General features: G+C 59.2%; 20 protein-coding genes. 16 read left to right on the forward strand and 4 right to left on the reverse strand.

Translation table 11 applies throughout. The annotated features are described in order from the left end of the window. Positions 1-52 precede the first annotated feature (52 nt). The gene (locus C4J87_RS04120; protein WP_124365818.1) at positions 53-1,777 is read left to right on the forward strand and encodes an ABC transporter ATP-binding protein/permease; all 1,725 of its coding nucleotides are present in this window, start codon (positions 53-55) and stop codon (positions 1,775-1,777) included. A 128-nt stretch (positions 1,778-1,905) separates the two neighbouring features. Here the strand turns inward: C4J87_RS04120 and C4J87_RS04125 are convergent, their stop codons facing one another. Further along, the gene (locus tag C4J87_RS04125) at positions 1,906-2,343 is read right to left on the reverse strand and encodes a YhcB family protein (RefSeq protein WP_057724532.1); all 438 of its coding nucleotides are present in this window, start codon (positions 2,341-2,343) and stop codon (positions 1,906-1,908) included. Positions 2,344-2,489: 146 nt separating this feature from the next. Here C4J87_RS04125 and C4J87_RS04130 point away from each other — a divergent pair, with 146 nt between their 5' ends. The 3 genes from C4J87_RS04130 to zapE all read left to right on the forward strand — a co-directional run bounded on the left by C4J87_RS04130 (position 2,490) and on the right by zapE (position 5,673). Further along, positions 2,490-3,119 (forward strand): alpha/beta hydrolase, encoded by a 630-nt coding sequence (locus C4J87_RS04130; protein ID WP_124361281.1) that lies wholly within the window; start codon positions 2,490-2,492, stop codon positions 3,117-3,119. Positions 3,120-3,143: 24 nt separating this feature from the next. Continuing rightward, complete coding sequence (locus tag C4J87_RS04135; protein ID WP_124365819.1) at positions 3,144-4,499, forward strand: tryptophan--tRNA ligase; 1,356 nt, start codon at positions 3,144-3,146, stop codon at positions 4,497-4,499. A gap of 79 nt (positions 4,500-4,578) precedes the next feature. Continuing rightward, a complete protein-coding gene (gene zapE / locus C4J87_RS04140) occupies positions 4,579-5,673 on the forward strand; it encodes a cell division protein ZapE (RefSeq protein ID WP_124365820.1) in 1,095 nt (364 codons plus the stop codon). Between the two features lie 129 nt (positions 5,674-5,802). Here zapE and C4J87_RS04145 read toward each other — a convergent pair whose 3' ends face one another. Further along, positions 5,803-6,723 (reverse strand): GlxA family transcriptional regulator, encoded by a 921-nt coding sequence (locus C4J87_RS04145; RefSeq protein ID WP_177412769.1) that lies wholly within the window; start codon positions 6,721-6,723, stop codon positions 5,803-5,805. A 220-nt stretch (positions 6,724-6,943) separates the two neighbouring features. Between C4J87_RS04145 and C4J87_RS04150 the strand changes: the two genes are divergently transcribed. Beyond that, positions 6,944-8,080 (forward strand): acyl-CoA dehydrogenase family protein, encoded by a 1,137-nt coding sequence (locus C4J87_RS04150; protein WP_124365821.1) that lies wholly within the window; start codon positions 6,944-6,946, stop codon positions 8,078-8,080. Positions 8,081-8,196: 116 nt separating this feature from the next. Here the strand turns inward: C4J87_RS04150 and C4J87_RS04160 are convergent, their stop codons facing one another. Beyond that, positions 8,197-9,237, reverse strand: a complete 1,041-nt coding sequence (locus C4J87_RS04160) for an NADP(H)-dependent aldo-keto reductase (RefSeq protein WP_124365822.1) — start codon at positions 9,235-9,237, stop codon at positions 8,197-8,199. Between the two features lie 250 nt (positions 9,238-9,487). On the opposite strand from C4J87_RS04160, the gene rplM reads away from it, so the two are divergent. The 8 genes from rplM to C4J87_RS04200 all read left to right on the forward strand — a co-directional run bounded on the left by rplM (position 9,488) and on the right by C4J87_RS04200 (position 15,283). Further along, a complete protein-coding gene (rplM, locus tag C4J87_RS04165; RefSeq protein WP_003171742.1) occupies positions 9,488-9,916 on the forward strand; it encodes a 50S ribosomal protein L13 in 429 nt (142 codons plus the stop codon). A gap of 14 nt (positions 9,917-9,930) precedes the next feature. Then, complete coding sequence (gene rpsI / locus C4J87_RS04170; RefSeq protein ID WP_003216038.1) at positions 9,931-10,323, forward strand: 30S ribosomal protein S9; 393 nt, start codon at positions 9,931-9,933, stop codon at positions 10,321-10,323. A 266-nt stretch (positions 10,324-10,589) separates the two neighbouring features. Continuing rightward, complete coding sequence (gene petA, locus C4J87_RS04175) at positions 10,590-11,183, forward strand: ubiquinol-cytochrome c reductase iron-sulfur subunit (RefSeq protein ID WP_034118089.1); 594 nt, start codon at positions 10,590-10,592, stop codon at positions 11,181-11,183. After that, positions 11,183-12,394, forward strand: coding sequence for a cytochrome bc complex cytochrome b subunit (locus C4J87_RS04180; protein WP_003171746.1), 1,212 nt, complete (start codon positions 11,183-11,185; stop codon positions 12,392-12,394). The genes petA and C4J87_RS04180 overlap by 1 nt, the downstream gene beginning before the upstream one ends. Further along, entirely contained in the window at positions 12,394-13,173 is a 780-nt protein-coding gene (locus C4J87_RS04185) for a cytochrome c1 (RefSeq protein ID WP_057724540.1), read from the forward strand. Before C4J87_RS04180 ends, C4J87_RS04185 begins: the two co-directional genes overlap by 1 nt. Before the next feature lie 147 nt (positions 13,174-13,320). Then, a complete protein-coding gene (locus tag C4J87_RS04190) occupies positions 13,321-13,938 on the forward strand; it encodes a glutathione S-transferase N-terminal domain-containing protein (protein ID WP_124361287.1) in 618 nt (205 codons plus the stop codon). A 17-nt stretch (positions 13,939-13,955) separates the two neighbouring features. Continuing rightward, positions 13,956-14,375: a ClpXP protease specificity-enhancing factor gene (locus C4J87_RS04195; RefSeq protein WP_124361288.1), complete on the forward strand. Its 420-nt coding sequence runs from the start codon at positions 13,956-13,958 to the stop codon at positions 14,373-14,375. A gap of 158 nt (positions 14,376-14,533) precedes the next feature. Next, complete coding sequence (locus tag C4J87_RS04200; protein ID WP_016971564.1) at positions 14,534-15,283, forward strand: FadR/GntR family transcriptional regulator; 750 nt, start codon at positions 14,534-14,536, stop codon at positions 15,281-15,283. A gap of 7 nt (positions 15,284-15,290) precedes the next feature. Here the strand turns inward: C4J87_RS04200 and C4J87_RS04205 are convergent, their stop codons facing one another. Further along, positions 15,291-15,476 carry a hypothetical protein gene (locus C4J87_RS04205; RefSeq protein WP_124365823.1) on the reverse strand — a complete coding sequence of 62 codons (186 nt, stop codon included), beginning with the start codon at positions 15,474-15,476 and terminating at the stop codon, positions 15,291-15,293. 395 nt (positions 15,477-15,871) lie between these two features. On the opposite strand from C4J87_RS04205, the gene kdgD reads away from it, so the two are divergent. The 3 genes from kdgD to C4J87_RS04220 all read left to right on the forward strand — a co-directional run bounded on the left by kdgD (position 15,872) and on the right by C4J87_RS04220 (position 19,832). Further along, positions 15,872-16,783 carry a 5-dehydro-4-deoxyglucarate dehydratase gene (kdgD, locus tag C4J87_RS04210; protein WP_124365824.1) on the forward strand — a complete coding sequence of 304 codons (912 nt, stop codon included), beginning with the start codon at positions 15,872-15,874 and terminating at the stop codon, positions 16,781-16,783. Positions 16,784-16,837: 54 nt separating this feature from the next. Then, positions 16,838-18,283, forward strand: a complete 1,446-nt coding sequence (locus tag C4J87_RS04215) for an aldehyde dehydrogenase family protein (RefSeq protein WP_124361291.1) — start codon at positions 16,838-16,840, stop codon at positions 18,281-18,283. 184 nt (positions 18,284-18,467) lie between these two features. Next, positions 18,468-19,832 carry an MFS transporter gene (locus tag C4J87_RS04220; protein ID WP_124365825.1) on the forward strand — a complete coding sequence of 455 codons (1,365 nt, stop codon included), beginning with the start codon at positions 18,468-18,470 and terminating at the stop codon, positions 19,830-19,832. Positions 19,833-19,838: the final 6 nt, after the last annotated feature.

The raw sequence follows: 19,838 nt of genomic DNA on the forward strand, positions 1-19,838 counted from the left end.
TCGCCTATGATCGGTTCAAACGCCTGTCATAATTTCCTACCGAGCCTGAACGATGAATCAGAACGCTGAATACTCCGCGGTCAATGATGCGGTGCGTGGGCAATTCTTCCGCCGAACCTGGGCGATGATCACGCCATATTGGCGCAGTGAAGAGAAGGGCCGGGCCTGGTTGCTGCTGGCTGCCGTGATTGGTTTGTCGCTGTTCAGCGTGGCGATCTCGGTGTGGATCAACCACTGGTACAAGGATTTCTACAACGCCCTGGAAAAGAAGGACACGGCCGCCTTCTGGCAATTGATCGGTTACTTCGGCGGCATCGCGGCCGTGGCGATCCTCGGCGCGGTGTATCGCTTGTATCTGACCCAGATGCTCACCATCCGCTGGCGTGCCTGGCTGACCGAAAAGCACTTCGCGCGCTGGCTTGCCCACAAGAACTACTACCAGCTGGAGCAGGGCGGCTACACCGATAACCCGGACCAGCGGATTTCCGAAGACCTCAATACCTTTACCACCAGCACCTTGAGCCTGGGCCTGGGACTGCTGCGCAACGTGGTCAGCCTGGTGTCGTTCTCGATCATCCTGTGGGGCGTGTCGGGCAGCATCGAAGTATTTGGCATCACCATTCCCGGCTACATGTTCTGGTGTGCGCTGCTGTATGCCGCCGTGGGCAGTTGGCTGACGCACCTGATCGGGCGACGCTTGATCGGCTTGAACAACCAGCAACAGCGCTTCGAAGCGGACCTGCGTTTCTCCATGGTGCGGGTGCGTGAAAATGCTGAAAGCATCGCCCTCTATAACGGCGAGCCGAATGAAAAGCAGCGCCTGAGCTCGCGCTTCGGCAAGGTCTGGCACAACTTCTGGGACATCATGAAAGTGTCCAAGCGCCTGACCTTCTTCACCGCCGGCTACAGCCAGATAGCGATTATCTTCCCGTTTATCGTCGCCGCGCCGCGCTACTTCACCGGCAAGATCGAACTGGGCGAGCTGATGCAAATCAACTCGGCGTTTGGCAATGTGCAGGAAAACTTCAGTTGGTTCATCAACGCCTACTCGGAACTCGCGGCGTGGCGCGCCACCAGCGACCGTCTGCTGAGTTTCCAGCAGGCCATGAGCGACAACGAGCAGCGTGCCCCGGCCATTGATGTGCGCCCTGAAGGCGAACGCCTGGTGATCAAGGATCTGGGCATGGACCTGGCCGATGGTCGTCACTTGCTTACCGACGCTGACATGACCGTGGAACCGGGTCAGCGCGTGATGCTCAGTGGGCGTTCCGGCAGCGGTAAAAGTACGCTGCTGCGCGCAATGGGCCATTTGTGGCCAGCAGGGCATGGCAGCATTCGCCTGCCGGCGACGCGTTATCTGTTTTTGCCGCAGAAGCCTTATTTACCGATTGGCACGTTGAAGGCAGTGTTGAGTTATCCACAAGAGGACAGCGCCTACCCTGCGCAACGTTATGCACAGGTACTGGAAACCTGCCGCCTGCCGCATCTGGTCAGCCGTCTGGATGAAGCCAACCACTGGCAGCGCATGCTCTCGCCGGGCGAGCAGCAGCGCCTGGCCTTCGCCCGCGCCTTGTTGTTCGCGCCGCAATGGCTGTACATGGACGAAGCCACCTCGGCCATGGATGAAGAGGATGAAGCGACGCTGTATCAGGCGTTGATCGATGAACTGCCGGGGTTGAGCATCGTCAGCGTTGGTCATCGCAGCAGCCTCAAGCGCTTCCATGGGCGGCATGTGCGGATCGAGGGTGGGCGGTTGCAGGAACAGCAACCGGCCTAAGGTCATGTGGGTTCAAGTGTGGGAGGGGGCTTGCTCCCACATTGGATCTTCACTGAGCAACAGAAACGGCCCAATAAAAAGCCCGGCTGATCATCGATCAGCCGGGCTTTGTGTTGCTGGAAGCTAACTTACTTCTTCAAGCCGTAATGCTCATCCAGCATGCCTGGGGCGTCCGGCGTTTTTGGCGCGTAGTCCCGTGGCGGTTCCTGGTTTTCCCGGGGCGGGGTCAGGCGTTCCCGTGGGGTCTGCGGTGCATCGGAATGCAACGCGGCCAGCAGGCGCTGGCGGGTGATGTCGTCGAGGGCCAGACGGTTAGCGCCATCGGCGAGATGATCCTGTACTTCCTGGTAGCTCTGGGTGAGCTTCTTGACCAGGGTCGCGGTGCTGTTGAAGTGGGTAACAACCTCGTTCTGATAACTGTCAAAACGTTCCTGAATGTCATCCAGCTGACGCTGCGTGCGGTTAGGCGCGGCATTCGGCAGCAGGCGAGCAACCAGGAATCCAATGGCGACACCGGCAACCAGGGCAAGAGTCGGCAACAACCAAACTAAGAGCGAGTGTTCCACGAGTCCTTCCTCTATAAACGGCTTTGCTTTACGTTAACGGCTCAAACCTGCGCTGTATACCGCGATTAAGCTCGCAATGATGCCATGCACAGACTTTTAGCTAGACGAGTCGACCCCTTGAGAGGTCACGGAGTTCATCCTTGCTCATGCGTGAAACCCCCGTTTTGATCGATGGCCCGGTGGGTCAATTGGAAGCCCTGTACCTGGATCACCCCGCCCCACGCGGCCTGGCGCTGATCTGCCACCCTAACCCGGTGCAGGGCGGGACCATGCTCAATAAAGTGGTATCGACCCTGCAACGCACCGCCCGTGATGCTGGCTTGATTACGTTGCGTTTCAATTATCGTGGCGTCGGCGCGAGTGCCGGTAGCCACGACATGGCCAGCGGCGAAGTTGACGATGCCGAAGCGGCCGCCACCTGGCTGCGGGAAAAACACCCTGATCTACCGCTCACCCTGCTGGGCTTTTCCTTCGGTGGCTATGTGGCCGCCAGCCTCGGCGGGCGCCTGGAAGCCAAGGGCGAGAAGCTGGCGCACCTGTTCATGGTGGCTGCCGCAGTGATGCGCCTGCGTGACACGGATGTGCTGCCACATGATTGTCCGTTGACGCTCATCCAGCCGGAAACCGACGAAGTGGTCGACCCGCAAGTCGTCTACGACTGGTCTGGCGCCCTGAAACGCCCCCATGAGCTGCTGAAAGTGGCAGAATGCGGACACTTTTTTCACGGCAAGCTCACCGATCTGAAGGATCTGGTGCTGCCGCGCCTCTCGAATTGATAGCAGTCTGATAAGCGATTACCCATGACGACGCGTACCCGTATCCTCACCGGCATCACCACCACCGGCACGCCGCACCTGGGCAACTACGCCGGTGCGATCCGCCCGGCGATCCTTGCCAGCCAGGACGCCAATGCCGATTCCTTCTACTTCCTGGCCGACTACCACGCCCTGATCAAATGCGATGACCCGCAGCGCATCCAGCGCTCGCGTATGGAAATCGCCGCGACCTGGCTGGCCGGTGGCCTGGATGTGAACCGGGTGACGTTCTATCGCCAGTCCGACATCCCCGAGATTCCCGAGCTGACCTGGCTGCTGACCTGCGTGGCCGCCAAGGGCCTGCTCAACCGTGCCCATGCCTACAAGGCCTCGGTGGACAAGAACGTAGAGGGCGGCGAAGACCCGGATGCGGGCATCACCATGGGCTTGTACAGCTACCCGGTGCTGATGGCAGCGGACATCCTGATGTTCAACGCGCACAAGGTGCCGGTGGGCCGTGACCAGATCCAGCACGTGGAAATGGCCCGTGATATCGGCCAGCGTTTCAACCATCTGTTCGGCAACGGTAAAGAATTCTTCACCATGCCCGAGGCGTTGATCGAAGAAAGCGTCGCCACCTTGCCGGGCCTGGATGGCCGCAAGATGTCCAAGAGCTATGACAACACCATCCCCTTGTTCACCAGCGCCAAGGACATGAAAGAGGCGATCTCGCGGATCGTCACCGACTCGCGCGCGCCAGGCGAGGCGAAGGACCCGGACACGTCCCACCTGTTCACGCTGTACCAGGCATTTGCGAGCAAGGCCCAGGAGCAAGAGCTGCGCAGTGAACTGCTGCAAGGCCTGGGCTGGGGTGAGGCGAAGAATCGTCTGTTCCAGTTGCTGGACGGTCAATTGGGTGAAGCGCGCGAGCGTTATCACCAACTGATGTCGCGCCCGTCAGACATGGAAGATCTGCTGCTGGTCGGCGCCAAGAAGGCCCGTGCCGTGGCGGCACCGTTCCTCGCCGAACTGCGCGAAGCGGTGGGCTTGCGTTCGTTCGTCAACCAGACTGCGGCGCCGGTTGCCACCAAGAAAAAGGCGGCGAAGGCCGCGCGCTTCTTGAGCTTTCGTGAAGACGACGGCAGCTTCCGCTTCCGCCTGTTGGCCGCCGACGGCGAGCAACTGCTGCTGTCGCGCACCTTCGCCGACGGCAAGGCGGCGGGCGCGGTGACCAAGCAATTGCAAAGCGGCGGTACCTTGGACATACGCACCCAAGCCCTGGGCTTCAGCGTATGGCTGGGCGACGCGGCCGTGGCCGACAGCGCCGAGTTCGCCGACAGCGCGTCCCGTGACGCCGCCATCGCCGCCTTGCGCGTCGCGCTGACCCCCTCCGAGGATTAACCCGACCAAGGGTTGATTGCCATTATCCAGGGCCGTCGTTACAGTGACGGCCCGTTTTTGTTGCCTTGCTAACGAAATTATGACGCCCCTAGAACGATATCAAGCTGATCTGAAACGCCCTGACTTCTTCCATGACGCGGCCCAGGAAAATGCGGTGCGTCATTTGCAGCGCCTGTACGAAGACCTGGTCGCGGCTTCGCAAAGCAAGCAGGGCATGCTCAGCAAGCTGTTTGGCAAGAAAGACCGCACGCCGGTCAAGGGCCTGTACTTCTGGGGTGGCGTCGGCCGGGGCAAGACTTACCTGGTGGACACCTTCTTCGAAGCGCTGCCGTTCAAGGAAAAGGTCCGCACCCACTTCCACCGCTTCATGAAGCGCGTGCACGAAGAGATGAAGACCCTGCCGGGGGAGAAGAACCCGCTGACGATCATCGCCAAGCGTTTCTCCGACGAAGCGCGGGTGATCTGCTTCGATGAGTTCTTCGTCTCCGACATCACCGATGCCATGATCCTCGGCACCTTGATGGAGGAGCTGTTCAAGAACGGCGTGACCCTGGTCGCCACCTCGAACATCGTGCCCGATGGTCTCTACAAGGATGGCCTGCAGCGCGCACGCTTCCTGCCGGCCATTGCGTTGATCAAGCAGCACACCGATATCGTCAACGTCGACAGCGGCGTCGACTATCGTTTGCGTCACCTCGAGCAAGCGGAGCTGTTCCACTTCCCGCTCAATGAGGCGGCCCACGACAGCCTGAAGAAAAGCTTCCGCGCGTTGACGCCGGAATGCACCCAGGCCGTGGAAAACGACAAGTTGATGATCGAAAACCGCGAAATCATCGCTTTACGTACCTGCGATGACGTGGCCTGGTTCGAATTCCGCCAGCTGTGCGACGGCCCGCGTAGCCAGAATGACTACATCGAATTGGGCAAGATTTTCCATGCGGTGATCTTGAGCGGTGTGGAACAGATGGGCGTGACCACCGACGACATCGCGCGGCGTTTTATCAACATGGTCGACGAGTTCTATGACCGTAACGTCAAGCTGATCATCTCGGCGGAAGTCGAGCTCAAGGACCTCTACACGGGCGGTCGCTTGAACTTCGAATTCCAACGCACCTTGAGTCGTTTGCTGGAAATGCAGTCCCACGAATTCCTTTCGCGCGGCCACAAACCGTAAGGCCGATGTAGATCAAAGTGTGGGAGGGGGCTTGCCCCCGATTGCGGTGGATCAGTCAGTACATCTGTTACTGACAGACCGCTATCGGGGGCAAGCCCCCTCCCACATTGGTCCCGTATAAGCCGCTGCTTATGCCGCCTGCTGAAACTGCTGGCGATACTGATTCGGCGACAACTCCGTGTGCTGCCTGAACAACCGCGCAAAGAAACTCGCATCGTCATAACCCACCTCATAGCTGATGGTCTTGATGCTCTTGCGGCTGCCCGACAGCAGGCCCTTGGCCGTCTCGATGCGCAGGCGTTGCAGATAATGCAGCGGCTTGTCGCCGGTGGCGGTCTGGAAGCGTCGCATGAAGTTGCGGATGCTCATGCCGTGCTCCCGGGCGACGTCTTCAAAGCGGAACTTGTCGGCAAAGTGTTCTTCGAGCCAATGCTGGATCTGCAGGATGATCACATCCTGGTGCAGCTTCTGCCCGCCAAAACCGATACGCCCTGGCGAGTAGCTGCGCTGCACTTCATACAGGATGTCGCGGGCCACGGCCTGGGCGATGTTGGCGCCGCAGAAGCGTTCGATCAAATAAATGTAGAGGTCGCAGGCGGAGGTGGTGCCGCCGGCGCAATACAGGTTATCGGCGTCGGTCAGGTGCTTGTCCTGGTTGAGCTGCACCTTGGGGAACCGTTCGCTGAAGGCGGTGAAGAAGCGCCAATAGGTGGTCGCTTCCTTGCCATCGAGCAGGCCGGCTTCGGCCAGCCAGAACACACCGGTGGCTTCCCCGCACAGCACGGCGCCGCGTGCGTGCTGTTCGCGCAGCCAGGGCAGTACCTGTGGATAGCGGGTGCACAAGGCCTCGAAGTCGTCCCAGAAGGCGGGCAGCACGATGATGTCGGCATCTTCCAGGCCGCCGTCCACCGGCATGATCACATTGCTGAAGCTGCGTACCGATTGCCCGTCGGGGCTGACCAGGCGCGTCTCGAATGCGGGCGTCAGGCCCAGGCCCTGTTGCTTGCCATACCGCAGGCTGGCGAGATGGAAGAAATCCTTGGCTTGCATGAGGGTTGAAGCGAAGACCCGATCGACGGCCAGGATGCTGACGCGCCGCAAGGGCGTGGAGATTTGGTTAGACATAATTTCATTTATTCTTATAGGGGAAAGTGGTCACCAGACGGCTGGATCGTCTTATTTTTTGTCGCATGTGTCCAGTGTCCCGTGACGCATTCGCGGCATAGGCTCTGTGGGCTCGTTCTTGTCCGACAATCCTCACAGGTGACCCATGATTCCCAGAACCTTGTTCAGCCCGGAGCACGAACTCTTCCGCGAAAGCGTGCGTACCTTCCTCGACAAAGACGCCGCGCCATTCCATGGGCAGTGGGAGAAACAGGGTTACATCGACCGCAACCTCTGGAACAAGGCGGGGGAGGCGGGGATGCTGTGTTCGCACGTACCGGAAGCATACGGTGGGCTGGGCGCGGATTTCCTTTACAGCGCGGTCGTGATCGAAGAGATCAGCCGCCTGGGCCTGACCGGCATTGGCTTTTCCCTGCATTCGGACATTGTTGCGCCGTATATCCTGCATTACGGCAGTGAGGCGTTGAAGCACAAGTACCTGCCAAAGTTGATCTCCGGCGAGATGGTCACGGCCATCGCCATGACCGAGCCTGGGGCCGGTTCCGACCTGCAAGGGGTCAAGACCACGGCGGTGCTGGACGGTGATGACTATGTGATCAACGGCTCCAAGACGTTCATCACCAACGGCTACCTGGCCGACCTGGTCATTGTGGTGGCCAAGACCGACCCCAAGGCCGGCGCCAAGGGCACCAGCCTGTTCCTGGTCGAGGCCGACACGCCGGGCTTCGACAAGGGCAAGCGCCTGGAGAAGGTCGGCATGAAGGCCCAGGACACCTCTGAGCTTTTCTTCCAGGACGTGCGTGTGCCCAAGGAAAACCTGCTGGGCCAGGCCGGCATGGGCTTCGCATATTTGATGCAGGAGTTGCCCCAGGAGCGGCTGACGGTGGCGATTGGTGCACTGTCGTCAGCCGAGGCGGCGTTGCAATGGACCCTGGAATACACCCGCGAGCGCAAGGCGTTTGGCAAGGCGATAGCCGACTTTCAAAACACCCGCTTCAAGCTGGCAGAAATGGCCACCGAGATTCAGATCGGCCGCGTGTTCGTGGACAAATGCCTGGCGCTGCACCTGGAAGGCAAGCTGGATGTGCCCACCGCTGCAATGGCCAAATACTGGGCCACGGACCTGCAATGCAAGGTGCTCGATGAGTGCGTGCAACTGCACGGCGGCTACGGCTTCATGTGGGAATACCCGATTGCCCGGGCCTGGGCGGACGCGCGGGTGCAGCGGATTTATGCGGGGACCAATGAGATCATGAAGGAGATCATTGCGCGGGCGCTGTGATGCTCGTTCCCACGCTCCGCGTGGGAATGCCTCAGATGACGCTCCGCGTCATGGCTCTTGCAGCGGACGCGGAGCGTCCAAGCCGGCATTCCCACGCAGAGCGTGGGAACGATCAATCAAGGCGCCGGATTTGGATGATCCTTCTGAATCGCCTCAATCCCTTCCAGCACCTCTTTGGACAGCTTCAGGTCGGCACTGGCAATGTTGCTGTCCAACTGCTCCAGGCTCGTGGCCCCGATAATATTGCTGGTCACAAACGGCTGTTGCGTCACAAACGCCAACGCCATCTGCGCCGGGTCCAGCCCATGCTCCCGCGCCAGTGCCACATAACGGCTGCACGCCGCTTCCGACTGTGGGTTGAAATAACGACTGAAACGGCTGTACTCCGTCAGACGCGCCTTGGCCGGGCGCGCACCGCCTTCGTACTTGCCGCTGAGCATGCCGAATGCCAGTGGCGAGTAGGCCAGCAAACCGCATTGTTCGCGGATGGCAATTTCAGCCAGGCCCACTTCAAAGCTGCGGTTGAGCAGGTTGTAGGGGTTCTGGATCGATACCGCGCGGGTCCAGCCACGGGCTTCGGCAAGGGCCAGGAATTTCATGGTGCCCCACGGAGTTTCGTTGGACAGGCCAATGTGGCGGATCTTACCGGCCTTGACCTGCTCATCCAGCGCTTCAAGGGTTTCCTCCAGTGGGGTGAGGTCGTCTTCGTCCTTGTGTTTGTAGCTCAACTGGCCAAAGAAATTGGTACTGCGCTCCGGCCAGTGCAGCTGGTAGAGGTCGATCCAGTCGGTCTGCAGGCGCTTGAGGCTGGCGTCGAGGGCGTCGACGATATGCTTGCGGTTGTGGCGCAGGTAGCCATCGCGGATATAGTCGATGGTGTTGCCGGGGCCCGCGATCTTGCTGGCGAGGATCCAGTCGGCGCGATCGCCACGGCTCTTGAAGTAATTACCGATATAACGCTCGGTGGTGGCGTAGGTCTCGGCCTTGGGCGGTACCGGGTACATTTCTGCCGTGTCGAGGAAGTTGATGCCCGCGGCCTTGGCTCGTTCGATCTGTGCGAAGGCCTCTGGCTCGCTGTTCTGCTCGCCCCAGGTCATGGTGCCCAAGGCAATCGCGCTCACGTTCAGATCGGTCCGGCCCAGCTGTCGATAATCCATCGGGTACTCCTTCAGGGGAAAACATTCATAAAAGCAGGTTGAATTTTTTTTCGCAATCTGCATAATTGCCCACCTCTTTCTGCAGTGGAAGTGATGCGCCGTCTGCCGAAGAATCTTGCCGTTGAACGGACGCGCTGACCCGAGCCCCCGATAGCGTCTGTATCCGGCTGCCTTTGACCTTGTCAAAGTACGCACTATTCAGTAAGATCCGCCGTCTAATTTACAGGGCGGCCCCTGAGGCTATTAAAGAATGACAACTTTTACTGCAAAACCGGAAACAGTTCAGCGCGACTGGTTTGTCGTCGACGCCGCTGGTCAGACCCTGGGTCGTCTGGCCACTGAAGTCGCCAGCCGTCTGCGTGGCAAGCACAAGCCTGAATACACCCCGCACGTTGATACCGGTGACTACATTGTCATCATCAACGCTGAGCAGGTACGTGTTACCGGCAACAAAGCGCAAGACAAAATGTACTACCGTCACTCCGGTTTCCCAGGCGGTATCAAGTCTTCCAACTTTGAAGGCCTGATCTCCAAGAAGCCTGAAGCCCCGATCGAAATCGCGGTCAAAGGCATGCTGCCTAAGGGCCCACTGGGTCGCGATATGTTTCGCAAGCTGAAAGTCTATGCGGGCGCTGTACACCCTCATGCTGCTCAGCAGCCCCAAGAACTGAAGTTTTAACGGAATAGTTCATTATGTCGGCGACTCAAAATTACGGCACTGGCCGTCGCAAAACCGCAACCGCACGCGTTTTCCTGCGTCCGGGCACTGGTAACATCTCGATCAACAACCGCACTCTGGAAAACTTCTTCGGCCGCGAAACTGCCCGCATGGTAGTTCGTCAGCCGCTGGAACTGACCGAGACAGTTGAAAAGTTCGACATCTACGTCACCGTTATCGGTGGCGGTGTAAGTGGTCAAGCTGGCGCAATCCGCCACGGTATCACTCGCGCTCTGATGCAGTACGACGAAACCCTGCGTGGCGCTCTGCGCAAAGCTGGCTTCGTTACTCGCGATGCTCGTGAAGTTGAACGTAAGAAAGTCGGTCTGCGTAAAGCGCGTAAGCGTCCGCAGTACTCGAAGCGTTAATTCGCTTTACGTTCCACAAAAACGCCCAGCCTCCTCACGGAGCTGGGCGTTTTTTATTGCCTGCGATTTATGCACATTTTTCGCCGTGACAACTTGCCACATCCATAGACCCCCTATACTACAAGGCCTGGGGGTGGTGGCCTGGGCAATTCCCTTGTCATCCGTGGGGCTTTTCATTACCATCCGTCAAAATTTTTATAAGTAAAGATTCAACACTTAGTAGACGCCTGATTTAACAGGCCAAAAAGCTGATGGGAGAGGACTGAATGAGCAATGACGGCGTGAATGCAGGCCGGCGTCGCTTCTTGGTAGCAGCCACATCCGTGGTGGGTGCTGCAGGAGCGGTGGGGGCTGCGGTCCCGTTCGTGGGGTCATGGTTTCCCAGTGCCAAGGCGAAAGCCGCAGGTGCACCGGTGAAGGTGAATGTCAGCAAGATCGAGCCAGGGCAGCAGATGATTGCTGAATGGCGCGGCCAGCCGGTATTCATTGTTCGTCGTACCGAGGAAATCCTAGGGAATCTGAAAAAGATCGAAGGCCAGTTGTCTGACCCTAAATCCGAGAATTCCGACCAGCCCGCCTACGCCAAGAACGAAGTGCGTTCGATCAAGCCAGAGATTCTGTTGCTGGTAGGTCTGTGTACCCACCTGGGTTGCTCACCCACCTTCCGCCCGGAAGTCGCCCCTGTCGACTTGGGCAAGGACTGGGTCGGCGGTTATTTCTGCCCGTGTCACGGTTCCCATTACGACCTTGCCGGCCGTGTCTACAAGTCTCAGCCCGCGCCCCTGAACCTGCCGGTTCCTCCGCACACCTACGAAACTGACGACCTCATTGTCATTGGCCTCGATAAGGAGAACGCGTGATGAGCAAGTTCATGGATTGGGTGGATGCGCGTTTCCCCGCCACCAAAATGTGGGAAGACCATCTCAGCAAATATTACGCGCCAAAAAACTTCAACTTCTTCTACTTCTTCGGCTCCCTGGCACTTCTGGTGCTGGTCAACCAGATCGTCACCGGTGTGTGGTTGACGATGAGCTACACGCCGTCTGCGGAAGAGGCGTTCGCCTCCGTCGAATACATCATGCGTGACGTCGAGTACGGCTCGATCCTGCGCCTGCTGCACTCCACCGGCGCGTCGGCGTTCTTCATCGTCGTCTACCTGCACATGTTCCGTGGCTTGCTCTATGGCTCGTACCAGAAGCCGCGCGAACTGGTGTGGGTGTTCGGCATGCTGATCTACCTGGCGCTGATGGCCGAGGCTTTCATGGGCTATCTGCTGCCATGGGGCCAGATGTCGTACTGGGGCGCCCAGGTGATCATCTCTCTGTTCGGGGCGATCCCGGTGATCGGCAACGACCTGACCCAGTGGATCCGTGGTGACTACCTGATCTCCGGTATTACCCTGAACCGCTTCTTTGCCTTGCACGTTGTCGCCTTGCCGATCGTGATCCTGGGCCTGGTAGTGCTGCACATCCTGGCGCTGCATGAAGTGGGTTCCAACAACCCGGATGGCGTGGACATCAAGAAGCATAAGGACGAGAACGGCATCCCGCTCGATGGCATTCCATTCCACCCTTATTACACCGTGAAAGACATTGTCGGCGTGGTCGTGTTCCTGTTCGTGTTCTGCTCGATCGTGTTCTTTTTCCCGGAGATGGGGGGTTATTTCCTCGAGAAGCCTAACTTCGAACAAGCCAACGCGTTCAAGACGCCCGAGCACATTGCCCCGGTCTGGTACTTCACGCCGTTCTACGCAATCCTGCGTGCGATCCCCGACAAACTCATGGGCGTGATCGCCATGGGCGCGGCGATCGCGGTGCTGTTCGTGCTGCCGTGGCTGGATCGCAGCCCGGTCAAGTCCATGCGCTACAAGGGCTGGCTGAGCAAGATCTGGCTGTGGGTGTTCTGCATTGCATTCGTGATCCTGGGCGTGCTGGGCGTATTGGCGCCGACCCCTGAGCGCACGTTGCTGTCGCAGGTCTGCACCTTCCTGTACTTCGCCTACTTCATTCTGATGCCGTTCTACACCCGGCTCGAGAAGACCAAACCGGTTCCGGAAAGGGTGACTGGCTGATGAAAAAATTATTTGTTGCATTAGTGCTTGCGGCCCTGCCGCTTCTGTCTTTGGCTGCCGAGCATGGCGCGGAACTGGAAAAAGTCGACATCGACGTCGCCGATAAAGCCGCTTTGCAAGATGGTGCACGTACCTTTGCCAACTACTGCATGGGCTGCCACAGCGCCAAGTTCCAGCGTTACGAGCGGGTTGCCGATGACTTGGGCATCCCCCATGAGTTGATGCTGGAGAAACTGGTGTTCACCGGAGCCAAGATCGGCGACCACATGAACATCGGCATGAAACCGGCAGACGCCAAGGCCTGGTTCGGCGCAGCACCGCCCGACCTGACCCTGGTGGCGCGCGTGCGTGGCACCGACTGGCTCTATGGCTACCTTAAATCCTTCTACGAAGACCCCGCCCGCCCTTGGGGCGTGAACAACAAAGTGTTCCCGAACGTCGGCATGCCTAACGTTCTGGTCGGCCTGCAGGGGCGCCAAGTGGTAGGATGCAAGCAAGTCCAGGTCGTTGAAGACGGCAAGAAGCAATATGATCCGTTGACCGGCACGCCGCTGACCCATGAAGCGTGCGATCAACTGACCATCGTGCCCAAGACCGGTACGCTGAACGAAGAGCAGTTCGACGAGAAGGTCAAGAACCTGGTGACCTTCCTGGCCTACTCGGCCAACCCGGTCAAACTGCAGCACCAGCGCATCGGTACCTACGTCTTGCTGTACCTGGCTTTCTTCTTCGTATTCGCCTATCTGCTCAAACGCGAGTACTGGAAGGATGTGCATTGATCCAACCGTAAGCAATTGCTGTTAATCTTGCGCGCCCAGCGGCATCTCTGAACACGTAGCGTCGGTTGTTCCGGACGTTACAGAGATGCTCCCTGGGCGCGCTCGTTTTTGAGCTTTCGATAATTTCAACAAGCGAGGAGGACCGCCATGGGCGTGACCAACCGGTTGGCCTGTTACTCCGACCCCGCCGACCACTATTCCCACCGAGTACGCATCGTGCTCGCAGAGAAGGGTGTCAGCGCCGAGATCATCAGTGTGGAAGCGGGCCGTCAGCCGCCGAAACTGATCGAAGTGAACCCTTACGGCAGCTTGCCCACCCTGGTCGATCGTGACCTGGCGTTGTGGGAGTCAACCGTGGTGATGGAATACTTGGATGAGCGTTACCCGCATCCGCCCTTGCTGCCGGTGTACCCGGTGGCGCGCGCCAACAGCCGCCTGCTGATCCATCGGATCCAGCGTGACTGGTGCCGGCTGGTGGATGTGATTCTGGATTCACGCAGCAAAGAGCCGGCCCGTGTCGTGGCGCGCAAGGAATTGCGCGAAAGCCTGACCGGCGTTTCGCCGCTGTTCGCCGACAAGCCTTTTTTCCTCAGTGAGGAACAAAGCTTGGTGGATTGCTGCCTATTACCCATACTCTGGCGCTTGCCGATTATGGGCATTGAACTGCCGCGGCCTGCCAAGCCGCTGCTTGATTACATGGAGCGCCAGTTTGCGCGTGAGGCTTTCCAGGCGAGTCTGTCTGGTGTCGAACGCGATATGCGCTAAGGCTTAAGGAGCCGCTGATGAACTCCAGTCGACCCTACCTGGTCCGCGCGCTCTATGAGTGGATTGTGGACAACGATTGCACCCCGCACATGCTGGTCAATTCCGAATTTCCTGCGGTGCAGGTTCCGCAGGGTTTTGCCAGTGACGGACAGATTGTATTGAACGTATCGCCCAGTGCCGTGCGCCACCTGCACATGGACAACGAAGCGGTCAGCTTCGAAGGGCGTTTCGGCGGCGTGCCGCATACGCTGTTTGTGCCGATTGGCGCCATCCTCGGGATTTATGCCCGTGAGAATGGCCAAGGCATGGTGTTCGATCTGGAGTCGCCTTTCGAGGATGACGAAACGATCGAAGGCGAAGGCGGCGATGATGTGCCGCCACCCGATAACGAGCCACCGCGCCCTACGGGCCGGCCGAGCTTGAAAGTGGTGAAGTAAGCGGCTGTTGCCTTCGGGCGAGCCTGAAAAATGCCTCGGCGGTTGCCGGGGCATTTTTTTGCCTGCCGCGCAGAAGTGAAAGTCTCGACAGGAACGGTGATCGTACAACCGCCATGGGCTATGATGCGTCTTCAGTTCGCCGAGAAAGATGATCCATCATGGAAAACGCCAACGCCGCCCCACGTCTGCCCCGCAAGCGCCGCAGCCTTGCCCAGGAATTGGTCACGGTGTTGTCCGAACAAATCCGCGACGGCCAGCTCAAGCGTGGCGACAAGCTGCCCACTGAGTCGGCGATCATGGATGCCCATGGTGTGAGTCGTACCGTGGTGCGCGAGGCCATCTCGCGCTTGCAGGCGGCGGGGCAGGTGGAGACGCGTCACGGTATCGGTACGTTTGTATTGGACACGCCAAGCCCGAGCGGTTTCCGGATCGATCCGGCCACCGTGGTGACGTTGCGCGATGTGTTGGCGATTCTGGAGTTGCGTATCAGCCTGGAAGTGGAATCGGCAGGCCTGGCTGCCTTGCGCCGCAGTGACGAGCAGCTGGCGGCGATGCGTGCGGCCCTCGATGCCTTGAATGAAAGCGCGGCCCATGCGGGTGATGCGGTGGCATCAGACTTTGCGTTCCACCTGGAAATAGCGCTGTCCACCGGCAACCGTTATTTCACCGACATCATGACCCACCTGGGCACCAGCATCATTCCGCGTACCCGCCTGAATTCGGCGCGTCTGGCCCATGATGACCAGCAGCATTACATGGGACGTTTGAGCCGCGAACACGAAGAGATTTATGAGGCTATCGCGCGCCAGGATTCGGATGCGGCGCGGGCGGCCATGCGCTTGCATTTGACGAATAGTCGGGAGCGGCTGCGCCATGCCCATGAAGAGGCAGAGGCGCAGCGTGGGTAAAGTTGGGCTACGGGAATGGATTAGGGGACTGCTCCAGATAAATGACAATTTGGTTATTTACCTCGTCAAAAACCTTGCGCGTAACAATTTGTAAGCCAGCTATAGAATCGTTGACCTCGTCGCCAATTTGGGGCTCGTAATCCAGCGAGCGTGGCGTTTTACCTGCGGTGCTTACTTTAAAATTCTTACTCATGGGTCACCTCCAACGTTATGAGAAGTAGCGTGCCTCCAATACCGCACCGTCTCTAGACTCGTTCACACGGCGATCGGGAAGTCGAATCCAGGTTATGACTGAAAGTGAGTAGAGCACTACTGTCAGAATTGACAGTGGCGACAGACGGTTTATGCCGTGTGAGGCATTGAAAAAAAATTGGGGCTGCCTTGAGTACTGCGCTCACAGGTCACGGATTGCCCGCTCGATCTCTCAACTGACTTCCCACGTCAACCAGGCACCACTCAACTCCTCCCTAAGTGAACACTGACGATTTGCAGTTGACGAATCTTTTTATAGTTGTACGATGACGTACGACATCACCAAAACCAACAATAACCTTTCGACAGAAAGTCTTTACCCAGGGTGTTCGAATAATGAATCCACAAGAACTGAAGTCCATCCTCTCCCACGGTCTGCTGTCTTTTCCGGTGACCGATTTCAACGCCCAGGGTGACTTTCACCAAGCGGGCTATATCAAGCGTCTGGAATGGCTTGCCCCATACGGCGCCACCGCGCTGTTCGCTGCGGGCGGCACCGGTGAGTTTTTCTCCCTGGCCGCCAGCGAATATTCCCAAGTGGTGAAGACCGCTGTTGATACCTGCGCCACCAGCGTGCCGATTCTTGCCGGTGTCGGGGGCGCGACCCGCCAGGCCATCGAATACGCTCAAGAGGCCGAGCGCCTGGGTGCCAAGGGCTTGCTGCTGCTGCCGCACTACCTGACTGAAGCCAGCCAGGACGGGGTTGCCGCCCACGTTGAAGCGGTGTGCAAATCGGTCAAGATCGGCGTGGTGGTGTACAACCGCAATGTCTGCCGCCTGACCGCGCCGCTGCTCGAGCGCCTCGCCGAGCGTTGCCCGAACCTGATCGGCTACAAGGACGGCCTGGGTGACATCGAGTTGATGGTGTCGATCCGCCGTCGTCTCGGCGACCGTTTCAGCTACCTCGGCGGCCTGCCGACCGCAGAGGTTTATGCCGCTGCCTACAAGGCCCTGGGCGTGCCGGTGTACTCCTCGGCGGTGTTCAACTTCATCCCGAAAACCGCGATGGATTTCTACCACGCGATTGCCAAGGATGATCACACCACTGTCTCCCGGATCATCGACGATTTCTTCCTGCCCTACCTGGACATCCGTAACCGCAAGGCCGGTTACGCCGTGAGCATCGTCAAGGCGGGCGCGAAGATCGCCGGCTATGACGCCGGCCCGGTGCGCACCCCGCTGACCGACCTGCTGCCGGAAGAATACGAAGCCCTGGCCGCGCTGATCGACAAGCAAGGCGCGCAATAACTTATCAACAAGGCCGCTGAGCAATCAGCGGCCTTTTGCGTCAGGAGAAGATTCGTGTCCCAAGCAAAACGTTTCGAGAACTACATCAACGGTGAATGGGTTACCGGCACCGACTACTGCACCAATATCAACCCGTCGGACCTTTCCGATGTGATTGGCGAATACGCCAAGGCCGATGTCGCCCAAGTCAACGCCGCTATCGAGGCCGCTCGCGCCGCATTTCCGGCCTGGTCCACCTCCGGCATCCAGGCGCGCCATGATGCGCTGGACAAAGTCGGCAGCGAAATCCTCGCCCGCCGTGAAGAGCTTGGCACCCTGCTGGCCCGGGAAGAGGGCAAGACCCTGCCCGAAGCCATCGGCGAGGTGACCCGCGCCGGTAACATCTTCAAATTCTTCGCCGGTGAATGCCTGCGCCTGTCTGGCGACTACGTGCCGTCGGTGCGCCCGGGCGTCAATGTAGAAGTTACCCGTGAAGCCCTTGGCGTGGTCGGCCTGATCACCCCCTGGAACTTCCCGATCGCCATCCCGGCGTGGAAAATCGCCCCGGCCCTGGCCTATGGCAACTGTGTGGTGATCAAGCCGGCCGAACTGGTGCCCGGCTGTGCCTGGGCCCTGGCCGACATCATTTCCCGCGCCGGTTTCCCTGCCGGGGTGTTCAACCTGGTGATGGGCAGCGGCCGCGTAGTGGGCGATGTGTTGGTCAACAGCCCGAAAGTCGATGGCATCAGCTTCACCGGTTCGGTGGGCGTGGGCCGTCAGATCGCCGTCAGTTGCGTGTCGCGCCAGGCCAAGGTGCAGTTGGAAATGGGCGGCAAGAATCCGCAGATCATTCTCGACGACGCCGACCTCAAGCAGGCAGTCGAGCTGTCGGTGCAGAGCGCGTTCTACTCCACCGGCCAGCGTTGCACTGCATCCAGCCGCCTGATCGTCACCGCCGGCATCCACGACCAGTTTGTTGCGGCCATGGCCGAGCGCATGAAGTCGATCAAGGTCGGCCACGCACTCAGCAGCGGTACCGACATTGGCCCGGTGGTCTCCCAGGCCCAGTTGGACCAGGACATGAAGTACATCGACATCGGCCAGAGCGAAGGTGCGCGGCTGGTCAGCGGTGGCGGTTTGGTGACCTGCGATACCGAAGGCTACTACCTGGCGCCGACGCTGTTTGCCGACAGCGAAGCCGCCATGCGCATCAGCCGTGAAGAAATCTTCGGCCCAGTGGCCAACGTGGTGCGCGTGGCCGACTACGAGGCGGCGCTGGCCATGGCCAACGACACCGAGTTCGGTTTGTCGGCGGGCATTGCCACTACGTCGTTGAAGTACGCCAACCACTTCAAGCGTCATTCCCAGGCCGGCATGGTCATGGTCAATTTGCCCACCGCTGGCGTGGATTACCATGTTCCGTTCGGTGGCCGTAAGGGTTCGTCCTACGGTTCGCGTGAGCAGGGTCGCTATGCGCAAGAGTTCTACACCGTGGTGAAAACCAGCTACATCGGTTCGTAATACGCAACACAGACTCGCATCCCTGTAGGAGCGAGCTTGCTCGCGAAAAACTCAAGGGCACCGCGTGCATCCTGAATGCCCGCGTATTCGTTGACGCTTTTCGCGAGCAAGCTCGCTCCTACAGGGGGCGGCACACAACAAGACAATTACCCGCAAAAAAAATAATTAGTGGGAGTACTTCTACATGCAAGCGACCAAGCCGACCCACGTCCGCTATTTGATCCTGCTCATGCTGTTCCTGGTGACCACGATCAACTACGCCGACCGGGCCACCATCGCCATCGCGGGCTCCAGCCTGCAAAAAGACCTCGGCATCGACGCGGTCACCCTCGGTTTCATCTTCTCTGCATTCGGTTGGGCCTATGTCGCCGGGCAAATTCCCGGCGGTTGGCTGCTCGACCGGTTCGGCTCGAAAAAAGTCTATGCCCTGAGCATCTTCACCTGGTCACTGTTCACCGTGCTGCAAGGCTACGTCGGTGAGTTCGGTATCTCCACGGCCGTGGTTGCGCTGTTCATGCTGCGCTTCATGGTGGGCCTGGCCGAAGCGCCATCCTTCCCGGGTAACGCGCGGATTGTGGCGGCCTGGTTCCCGACCGCCGAACGCGGTACGGCCTCGGCGATCTTCAACTCGGCGCAGTACTTCGCCACGGTGTTGTTTGCACCGCTGATGGGCTGGATCGTCTACCGCTTCGGCTGGCAGCACGTGTTTATCGTGATGGGCGTGATCGGCATTGTGTTCTCGCTGATCTGGCTGAAAGTTATCCACAGCCCGCGCCAGCACCCGATGATCAACACAGCCGAGCTCGATTACATCGCGGCCAACGGCGCGATGGTCGATATGGACCAAGACAAGGGCAAGGGTAAGAAAACCGACGGCCCGAAGTGGGATTACATCCGCCAGTTGCTGACCAACCGCATGATGCTTGGCGTGTACCTGGGCCAGTATTGCATCAACGGCATCACTTACTTCTTCCTGACCTGGTTCCCCGTGTACCTGGTGCAAGACCGTGGCATGACCATCCTCAAGGCGGGTTTCATCGCCTCGCTTCCGGCCATCTGCGGGTTTATCGGCGGCGTACTGGGTGGGGTGATTTCCGACTACCTGCTGCGCAAGGGCCATTCCCTGACCTTCGCTCGCAAGGCGCCGATCATTGCCGGCCTGCTGGTGTCCAGCAGCATCATTGCGTGTAACTACGTCGACGTTGAATGGATGGTGGTGGGCTTCATGGCACTGGCCTTCTTCGGCAAGGGCGTTGGCGCACTGGGCTGGGCGGTAGTGTCTGACACCTCGCCGAAACAAATCGCCGGCCTCAGTGGCGGCTTGTTCAACACCTTCGGTAACCTGGCGTCAATCACCACGCCGATTGTCATCGGCTACATCATCGCCACCACCGGTTCGTTCAAGTGGGCGCTGGTGTTCGTCGGCGCCAACGCGCTGGTGGCGGTGTTCAGCTACCTGGTCATCGTCGGCCCGATCAAGCGTGTAGTACTCAAAGAGCCGCCAGCCAAGGGCCCTGAGTTGACCAACCTAACCGAAGCGCATTCCTGAGGTTCG

Source organism: Pseudomonas sp. R1-43-08, from assembly GCF_003852255.1.
GTDB lineage: Bacteria > Pseudomonadota > Gammaproteobacteria > Pseudomonadales > Pseudomonadaceae > Aquipseudomonas.